The organism is Helicobacter pylori (assembly GCF_014498195.1).
Lineage (GTDB): Bacteria > Campylobacterota > Campylobacteria > Campylobacterales > Helicobacteraceae > Helicobacter > Helicobacter pylori_DO.
This window is the reverse complement of record NZ_JACTGH010000003.1, coordinates 128160-136845: the sequence shown is the minus strand read 5'-3', so window position 1 is coordinate 136845 and position 8686 is coordinate 128160. Positions and strand designations below refer to the sequence as shown.

Below are 8686 nucleotides of genomic sequence, written 5' to 3'. Positions count from 1 at the left end.
CTGATGGAATATTCAAACCCCACGCTCGCATACGCCCCATTTTCTTCAGCGATACCAAAAGATAAGAATAAAGATAGAGATAAAGATAAAGAAAATAAGGTTTTTTGAAATTGCATGGGTGATCCTAATTAAAAATAATCTCAATGATACACTAATTTTAATAGAAAAAAGTGAAACCATTTTTAAGCCATTTTTGAATACAATAAGAGCATTTTATTTTTAAGGTTAGAATAATGAGTTTGATCGTTACGCGCTTCGCCCCGTCACCCACTGGCTACCTCCACATAGGAGGCTTAAGAACAGCCATTTTCAATTATCTTTTTGCACGAGCCAATCAAGGAAAATTTTTTTTACGCATTGAAGACACGGATTTGAGCCGTAACTCCATAGAAGCGGCTAACGCCATTATAGAGGCTTTCAAATGGGTGGGGCTAGAACACGACGGAGAAATCCTCTATCAATCCAAACGCTTTGAAATTTATAAAGAATACATCCAAAAACTCTTAGATGAAGACAAAGCCTATTATTGTTATATGAGTAAAGATGAATTAGACGCTTTGAGAGAAGAGCAAAAAGCCAGGAAAGAAACCCCACGCTATGACAATCGTTATCGTGATTTTAAAGGCACGCCCCCTAAAGGCATAGAGCCTGTGGTAAGGATTAAAGTCCCGCAAAATGAGGTGATTGGTTTTAATGATGGGGTTAAAGGCGAAGTGAGAGTGAACACTCACGAATTAGACGATTTTATTATCGCCAGGAGCGATGGGACGCCCACTTATAATTTTGTGGTTACCATTGATGACGCTTTAATGGGGATTACTGATGTGATTAGAGGCGATGATCACCTTTCTAACACCCCTAAACAAATCGTTCTCTATAAGGCTTTAAATTTTAAAATCCCTAATTTTTTCCATGTGCCGATGATTTTGAATGAAGAAGGGCAAAAATTAAGCAAACGCCATGGGGCCACTAATGTGATGGACTATCAAGAAATGGGCTATCTTAAGGAAGCTTTGGTGAATTTTTTAGCGCGTTTGGGGTGGAGCTATCAAGATAAAGAGGTTTTTAGCATGCAAGAATTGCTAGAATTATTTGATCCTAAAGATTTGAATTCTTCGCCCAGTTGCTTTAGCTGGCACAAGCTTAATTGGCTCAACGCTCACTATTTAAAAAACCAAAGCGCTCAAGAATTGTTAAAACTTTTAAAGCCTTTTAGTTTTAGCGATCTCTCGCATTTAAACCCCACCCAATTGGATCGCTTGTTGGACGCCCTCAAAGAAAGATCTCAAACCTTAAAAGAATTAGCCCTTAAAATAGATGAGGTTTTAATCGCTCCTGTGGAGTATGAAGAAAAGGTTTTTAAAAAGCTCAATCAAGCGCTCGTTATGCCCTTGTTAGAAAAGTTTAAGTTGGAATTAAATGAAGCCAATTTCAACGATGAAAGCGCGCTAGAAAACGCCATGCACCAAATCATTGAAGAAGAAAAGATTAAAGCGGGTAGTTTTATGCAGCCCTTAAGATTAGCCCTTTTGGGTAAGGGAGGTGGGATAGGTCTTAAAGAAGCGCTTTTTATTTTAGGCAAAACAGAGAGCGTCAAAAGAATAGAAGAGTTTTTGAAAAACTAAAAGATTGGCTCTGTTTTCATTGGATATTAATAAAAGAGTTTGATTTTAGCGGTTGTTATGAGAGCGACTCCCTAAAACTTTAGCGTTATTCCTAACACTAAAATGGGTGCATAAAGTTTAAAAATAAGAGGGTTTTAAGAGGAAAATGAAAAAAATATTTCTAAAATTTTTTGCCTTGATTGAAATCAAGCTTAAAAGTTGGGTTCAGACAATCTTTGGGCAAACTAATCGTTTGAGGAATGACCTCATAATGGCAATAATTTTCATCTTCAAAGAGAGGTTTTACCAATAAGCGGTTTGAAAAAAGCCGATTTTCTTGATTAGGATTGATAACGCCATTGTTTAAAAAGAGGAAAGTTCGCGCGAGTTTGGTTATTTCGTTTGGATCATGACTCACCAATAACACGCTTAAATTTTCACGCTTGATAAAATCAAGCAAACCTTGTTGCACTTCGTTTTTTAAGGCGTTATCTAGGGCGTTTAAAGGCTCATCTAAAAGCAATAAATTCTTGGTTGCGATTAAAGCTCTTGCTAAAGCGACTCGTTGGGCTTGTCCGCCAGAGAGTTGGGGGATTTTTTGCTGGCTTAGATTTTCTAAACGCATTAAGCGTAACACTTCGTGGATTTTATTTTTATCTTTAGGGTGAGCAAAGGCGATGTTTTGATACACGTTTAAATGAGGAAATAGAGCGTAATCTTGAAACACAAAGCCGATTTTTCGTTGTTGTGGTTTTAAAAAAATCTTTTTTTGAGTGTCTAGCCACACTGAACGATTGACTTCAATATAGCCGCTACTCACCGCTTCAAGCCCTGCTAAAATGCGTAAAATCGTGCTTTTACCCGCTCCAGATTCTCCTAATAAAGCGACAACTTCTGCTTCTTTAATTTCTAAGTCTATATTCAAATCAAACGCGCCCCTAGATCCTAAAAGGCGTTTTTTAAACCGCGCTTTTATCATAAAAACGAGCTTTGTTTTTTATTTAAAAATAGGGTAACAAATAAAAGGCTAAAACTAATAAGCGTGAGCGTTAAGGCGTATTGATGGGCTTTAGGGTAATTGAGCGCTTCAGCTTCGTTAAAGATCGCAATGCTAGCCACTCTTGTTTCCCCTAATATATCACCCCCAAGCATCATCACCACGCCAAATTCGCCTATAGTGTGCGTAAAAGTTGTAATGATGGCCATCAACACACTGGGTTTGATGTTAGGGAGTAGGACGAAAAAAAGGGTGTAGTATTCCCCCTTACCCAAGCTATAACTGGCTTCTTTTAAAGAAGCGGGCAAGGAAATTAACGCGCTTTTAATGGGGCTTACCATAAAGGGCAAGGAAAAAATCACGCTCCCTAAAATAAGCCCTTGGAAACTAAAAACAAGTTTCACGTTGAAAACATCTTGTAAAAACGCTCCCAAAAAAGAAGAAGGCGAAAAAATTAAAAGAAGATAAAACCCTAGCACGCTTGGGGGTAAAACTAAAGGCATATACACAAGCGTTTCTGTTAAGCTCGTTAAAAGATTGCGTTTAAGGCTTAAAAAATAGCCTAAAAAAATCCCTATAGGGAGTAAAATAAGGGTGGTAATCAAAGCTAAAGAAAAGCTCAAACGCATGGTAATCAAAAACTCATGATCCATTATTCGCCTTTTTTAATGCGTTTTAATCCACAATATAGCCGTATTCTTTAAAGATAGCTCTAGCTTTAGGGCTGAATAAAAAATCTTTAAAAACTTTGGCTAAAGGGTTATTAGCCCCATTTTTAGTGATGATTAAGGCTTGTTCAATAGGGTTATAAAGGGCTTTATCAATGATGAAATAAGAGAGGTTTTTGTCTTTTTTATCCATCAAGGATAACGCTCCAAAGCCTATTTGAGCGTTTTTAGTAGCGACAAATTGATGGGCTTGAGAAATAGAAGCGCCATAAACGATTTTAGGTTTAAGACTAGAAGCGAGTTTTAAATTCTCTAAGACTTCCATGCTGGCTTTTCCATAAGGGGCTAGTTTAGGATTAGCCATAGCGATATGTTTAATTTTAGGGTCTTTAAGAATTTCTAAAGAATCCATTTTTAGATTTTCGCTCCATAAAACCAACACGCCTTTAGCATAGACTTCTTCTTTAAAAGGGGTTATTTTTTCTTCATAAAGCTTTTTAGGCCTGGCAACATCTGCTGAAATGAATAAATCAAAAGGGGCGTTTTGAGCGATTTGAGCGTAGAGTTTGCCTGAAGAATTAAAACTAATTCTAATAGCGTCTTTGGGGTGTTCTTTTTGAAATTCTTTAACAAGGGCTTTTAAAGCACGTGTGAGATTAGCAGCAGCAGCGATTTTTAAATCCTGTGCCAACAGAGCGCTTGAAAAAAATACGATTAAAAAGACAAACGCTTTGAAAGTATTTTTCATAGAACTCCCTTTGATTAAATGATTAAAGTTGGTGATTATACCTATTTGTATCTTAAAAATTTGTATTTTAAAAGTTTGAGGCGGTTTGTCGGTGTATCCCACTTATCCATGATTTAATCAATATTTTCACTCTAAAACCCTCATCTTTGATAAAAAATTAAATCTTTTAGAAAAATAACCGATTTTAGGGTGTAACTTTAATTCAACAAGAAGGATTTATTATGATTAAAAGAATTGCTTGTATTTTAAGCTTGAGCGCGAGTTTAGCGCTGGCTGGCGAAGTGAATGGGTTTTTTATGGGTGCGGGTTATCAGCAAGGTCGTTATGGCCCTTATAATAGCAATTACTCTGATTGGCGCCATGGCAATGATCTTTATGGTTTGAATTTCAAATTAGGTTTTGTAGGCTTTGCCAATAAATGGTTTGGGGCTAGGGTGTATGGCTTTTTAGATTGGTTTAACACTTCAGGGACTGAACACACCAAAACCAATTTGCTCACCTACGGTGGCGGTGGCGATTTGATTGTCAATCTCATTCCTTTGGATAAATTCGCTCTAGGTCTCATTGGTGGCGTTCAATTAGCCGGAAACACTTGGATGTTCCCTTATGATGTCAATCAAACGAGATTCCAGTTCTTATGGAATTTAGGCGGAAGAATGCGCGTTGGGGATCGCAGCGCGTTTGAAGCGGGCGTGAAATTCCCTATGGTTAATCAGGGCAGTAAAGATGTAGGGCTTATCCGCTACTATTCTTGGTATGTGGATTATGTCTTCACTTTTTAATCCGTTCTTTCATTCGCTCTTCCTCATCAAATTAAACCCTAGCCGACTCTTAAAAGGTTGGGGTTCAAAAATCTTCTTCATAAATAGAAGGTTTGCCTTAACGCAGTATAATCCTAGCGTTTTAATTTTTATTTTACTCAATAGAGCGTTTGGTGTTTGCGTTTGAATATGGGTTTAGTAAGATTTAAATAATAAATTACTTATATATTTTTGATAGATATTATTTTATTCAATAGTGTTATTTAATGGCTCAATTTAATAGGATAGTTTCGCTTTTATTTCTTTAAAACAAATTGATTCTACTGGGGAAAGGTTTTTATGGAAAACAGCACACTTTATATTGTTATTGCCGGCTTATGGCTTGCTGTAGGCTTTGGAATCTTTTTAAAGAAATTAGACATGCCGGTTATCATTGGTTACATTTGCACAGGAACGGTCTTAGCGGCTTTTTTTAAAATTAATGATTTTAATTTGTTGTCTGATATTGGTGAATTTGGTATCGTCTTTTTAATGTTTATGATAGGCATTGAGTTTAATTTTGACAAACTCAAATCCATCAAACAAGAAGTGCTGGTTTTTGGGCTTTTACAAGTGGTTTTATGCGCTTTAATCGCTTTTTTAGTGGGGTATTTTATTTTGGGTCTTTCACCCATTTTTTCCCTTGTTTTAGGCATGGGGCTTTCGCTCTCTTCAACCGCTATTGTGCTGAAATTCTTTGAAGATTCCAAACAGCTTAGCACGCCCATGGGAAAGAGCGCGGTGGGGATTTTGATTTTCCAAGATATTGCAGCCATTCCCATGCTTTTAATTTTGACTATTCTAGGCAGTAAAGATTCTAATGTTAATTTACTCATTCTTAAAACCTTTATTTCAGCAGGGATTATTTTAGTTCTTTTGTTATTGCCTGGAAAAAAAGGGGCTAATCTCATCTTAGAGCAAGCAAAAGACACGCGCTTGCCTGAAATTTTTATAGGCACGATTTTAGTGATTGTTTGCAGCGCGGCGGGATTGAGCCATTTTTTTGGGTTTTCTATGTCTTTAGGGGCGTTCATTGTGGGCATGGCCATTTCTAAATCGCGCTATAAAATCAATGTCCAAGAAGAATTCGCGCAATTAAAAAACCTCTTCTTAGCTCTTTTTTTCATTACGATAGGGATGCAAATTAATGTGAGTTTCTTTATGGAGAAGTTCTTTGTCGTCATCTTCTTACTCATTTTAGTGATGGGTTTTAAGACGGCCATCATTTATGCGCTATTGCGTTTTTTTAGAGACGCTAAAACCGCCATAAAAACCGCTCTTTCTTTAGCGCAAATCGGGGAGTTTTCTTTCGTGATCTTTTTAAATTCAGGCTCGCACCAGCTCTTTAATTTGCAAGAAAAAAAAGGGATTCTTGGTTTTTTGCACCAAAAAAATATCTTAAATATCGCTCAAAATGACATCCACCAACTCCTTATTCTCATGGTGGTCTTTTCTATGTTGGCAACCCCTTTTATTTTAAAATACCTAGAATCTATCGCTCAATTTATTTTGCACCAAAAGAGCCAAGAAAATGAGCCGGCTAAAAAATAATGGCGTAAAAACCAAATGATAAGTTTGCTTGTATTGTCAGTGTTATGTTAAAATACAAGCATATTTTAACTTCAAATTGGTATAAAAAGGGGATTTCATGAAAGAGCAAGAATGGGATTTAAGTGCTTTATTTGAAAATAAAGAAAGCGCAGAAGAATTTTTAAAAACCTTACAAACAGAAGTGCAAGAATTTGAGAGCGCTTATCAAAATAACCTTAAGGATTTAGACGCTGCAAAATTTGCCAACGCTCTTAAACATTACGAAAATTTGTTAGAAAAAATTTCTAGAGCGATGACTTACGCTCAATTACTCTTTGCTAAGAACACCAAAGAAGCGAAGTTTTATTCGCAATGCGAAATGGCTTGCGCAAATATCCAACAACACCTTTTATTCTTTGAAATTGAATTTAAGAATTTGGACGCCAAAAAACAACTCGCTTTCATTAAAAAATGCAAAGATCATGCTTTTTATCTAAACAACCTCATAGAAAAGAAAAAGCACACCTTGAATTTAGATGAAGAAAAGATCGCCCTAGCCCTTTCGCCTGTGGGGGTGGGTGCGTTTAGCCGTCTTTTTGATGAGCATTTTTCTTCTTTAAAAATCCCTTTTGAAGAAAAAACTTTAAGCGAAGAAGAAATTTTAGCCCTCTTGCACAACCCCAAACGCAAGATCCGTAAAAAATCTCAAAAAGCTTTCAGCAAAGCGTTAGAAAAATCCCGCCCTTTACTCACTTATATTTTAAACATGGTGCGTAAGGATTTGCTCATTGAAACCAAACTGAGAAAATACGACAAAAAAGAGAGTTTCCGCCACATTGACAACCAGATCTCGCAAGAGAGCGTGGATAGCATGATAGAGATCGTGAACGCTAATTTTTCCTTAGTGCATCGTTACTACCATAAAAAATCGCAAATTTTAGGGCATAAACTCAAAGATTACGATCGCTACGCCCCTTTAAACGATGAGAGCATCACCATGACTTACTCTCAAGCTTTAGAAGAAGTGCTTAAAACCCTTAAAGCCTTTAGCCCTGAATTTCATAAAATCGCTTCTAAAGCGATCAAAGAGGGGTGGGTGGATTCACACCCTAAAGACTTTAAGCAAGGCGGGGCTTTTAGCCATGGCGCGGTGCCTAGCGCTCACCCTTATGTGTTGTTAAACTACACAGGAAACCGCCGAGACGCTTTCACTATCGCTCATGAATTCGGGCATATGATCCACCAAGAATTGTCCAAAAAACAAGGCGTATTGAACATGGATACGCCCCTAACCACCGCAGAAACCGCTTCTGTCTTTTCTGAAATGTTGTTTTTTGAGCATTTAAAAAAGGGTTTAAAATCTGATGAACTTCTTTTCATGCTGGCAGGCAAGCTAGAAGATATTTTTTCTACCCTTTTTAGGCAAGTGGTGATGACGAATTTTGAAAGAAGAATCCATGAAATAGATGAAGAATTAGACACCAAAGATTTTGATCAAATCTGGTTTGAAGAAAATCAAAGAATGTTTGAAAAAAGCGTGAAACTCACTAAAAACTACCATTTGTGGTGGAGCTATATCCCCCATTTTATCCATTCGCCTTTTTATTGCTACGCTTATAGTTACGGGCAACTTTTGACTTTAGCGCTTTATGGGCTTTATAAAAAAAGCGACGCTAAAGAATTTGTTAAAACTTACACGGAATTTTTGAGTTTAGGAGGGTCAAAAAGCCCTAAAGAATTAGTGTCCATGTTTGGCTTTGACATTGATAGTAAGGAATTTTGGGAAATTGGCATGCAAGAGGTGCGTCATTTGTTAGAAGAATTTGAAAGGTTGCTCGCATGCGAAGAGAATTAAGGCTTTTAAACAACAAGCATTGCATTGAATACTTGCAGTTTCTGTCCAAAAACCATTTGAGTTTTAACCTTTTGTGCGAAAGGGATGCGATTGATTTTTCCCCCAAGCTCCCTAAAGAAATCCATGAAAAATTCGGCTCGTTGGTGTTGTTTGTTTTAGCCGGATATACCTTAGAAAGCTTGATGATTGATGCGCAAAGCGTGCAATTTGAAGCCGGGTTTGGCCCTAACAATATTGGCAGCGTGGTTCAAGTAAAACTTCCTGGCATCATTCAAATCCTTATCAAAGAAAAAAATGAAAATGCCGTTTTATTCAATCGTTGCGATTCGCTTGAAGTGTTCCACAAAGAAGAACCACCCTTTCAAGAGCCAAAGAAAGACGAGCGAGAGTCTAAAGAGTGGTTGGATTCTAAAGAGGCTCTTTTTTCCAATTCCAAAAACCGCGCGATTTTAGAAAATTTACACAAAAGCTAAAGGACTGATTG

The 8686-nt window shown here is 37.1% G+C and carries 9 protein-coding genes and 1 pseudogene; 7 read left to right on the top strand and 3 right to left on the bottom strand.

Annotated elements, in window-relative coordinates; genetic code table 11:
• The first annotated feature begins 233 nt into the window (after positions 1 to 233).
• Entirely contained in the window at positions 234 to 1625 is a 1392-nt protein-coding gene (gltX, locus tag H7N67_RS02585; RefSeq protein ID WP_187938950.1) for a glutamate--tRNA ligase, read from the top strand.
• A gap of 160 nt (positions 1626 to 1785) precedes the next feature.
• Here gltX and H7N67_RS02580 read toward each other — a convergent pair whose 3' ends face one another.
• From H7N67_RS02580 to modA, 3 genes are read right to left on the bottom strand one after another with little or no spacing between them, the layout of a single operon-like run.
• Positions 1786 to 2583 (bottom strand): ATP-binding cassette domain-containing protein, encoded by a 798-nt coding sequence (locus H7N67_RS02580; RefSeq protein WP_187938949.1) that lies wholly within the window; start codon positions 2581 to 2583, stop codon positions 1786 to 1788.
• Complete coding sequence (modB, locus tag H7N67_RS02575; RefSeq protein WP_000349421.1) at positions 2580 to 3254, bottom strand: molybdate ABC transporter permease subunit; 675 nt, start codon at positions 3252 to 3254, stop codon at positions 2580 to 2582. The genes H7N67_RS02580 and modB overlap by 4 nt, the downstream gene beginning before the upstream one ends.
• A gap of 22 nt (positions 3255 to 3276) precedes the next feature.
• Complete coding sequence (gene modA, locus H7N67_RS02570) at positions 3277 to 4017, bottom strand: molybdate ABC transporter substrate-binding protein (protein ID WP_187938948.1); 741 nt, start codon at positions 4015 to 4017, stop codon at positions 3277 to 3279.
• A gap of 18 nt (positions 4018 to 4035) precedes the next feature.
• On the opposite strand from modA, the pseudogene H7N67_RS07975 reads away from it, so the two are divergent.
• The 6 genes and pseudogenes from H7N67_RS07975 (at position 4036) to H7N67_RS02550 (ending at position 8675) form a co-directional block, all read left to right on the top strand.
• Positions 4036 to 4195, top strand: a pseudogene (locus H7N67_RS07975) (orotate phosphoribosyltransferase).
• Between the two features lie 43 nt (positions 4196 to 4238).
• Positions 4239 to 4799, top strand: coding sequence for an outer membrane beta-barrel protein (locus H7N67_RS02565; protein WP_000595776.1), 561 nt, complete (start codon positions 4239 to 4241; stop codon positions 4797 to 4799).
• Positions 4783 to 4965, top strand: a complete 183-nt coding sequence (locus tag H7N67_RS07970; RefSeq protein WP_077663608.1) for a hypothetical protein — start codon at positions 4783 to 4785, stop codon at positions 4963 to 4965. The genes H7N67_RS02565 and H7N67_RS07970 overlap by 17 nt, the downstream gene beginning before the upstream one ends.
• 152 nt (positions 4966 to 5117) lie before the next feature.
• Positions 5118 to 6368 (top strand): cation:proton antiporter, encoded by a 1251-nt coding sequence (locus tag H7N67_RS02560; RefSeq protein ID WP_000431989.1) that lies wholly within the window; start codon positions 5118 to 5120, stop codon positions 6366 to 6368.
• 97 nt (positions 6369 to 6465) lie between these two features.
• Positions 6466 to 8202: a M3 family oligoendopeptidase gene (locus H7N67_RS02555; protein ID WP_187938947.1), complete on the top strand. Its 1737-nt coding sequence runs from the start codon at positions 6466 to 6468 to the stop codon at positions 8200 to 8202.
• On the top strand, positions 8187 to 8675 hold the full coding sequence (locus tag H7N67_RS02550; RefSeq protein WP_187910741.1) for a hypothetical protein: 489 nt from the start codon (positions 8187 to 8189) through the stop codon (positions 8673 to 8675). Before H7N67_RS02555 ends, H7N67_RS02550 begins: the two co-directional genes overlap by 16 nt.
• Positions 8676 to 8686: the final 11 nt, after the last annotated feature.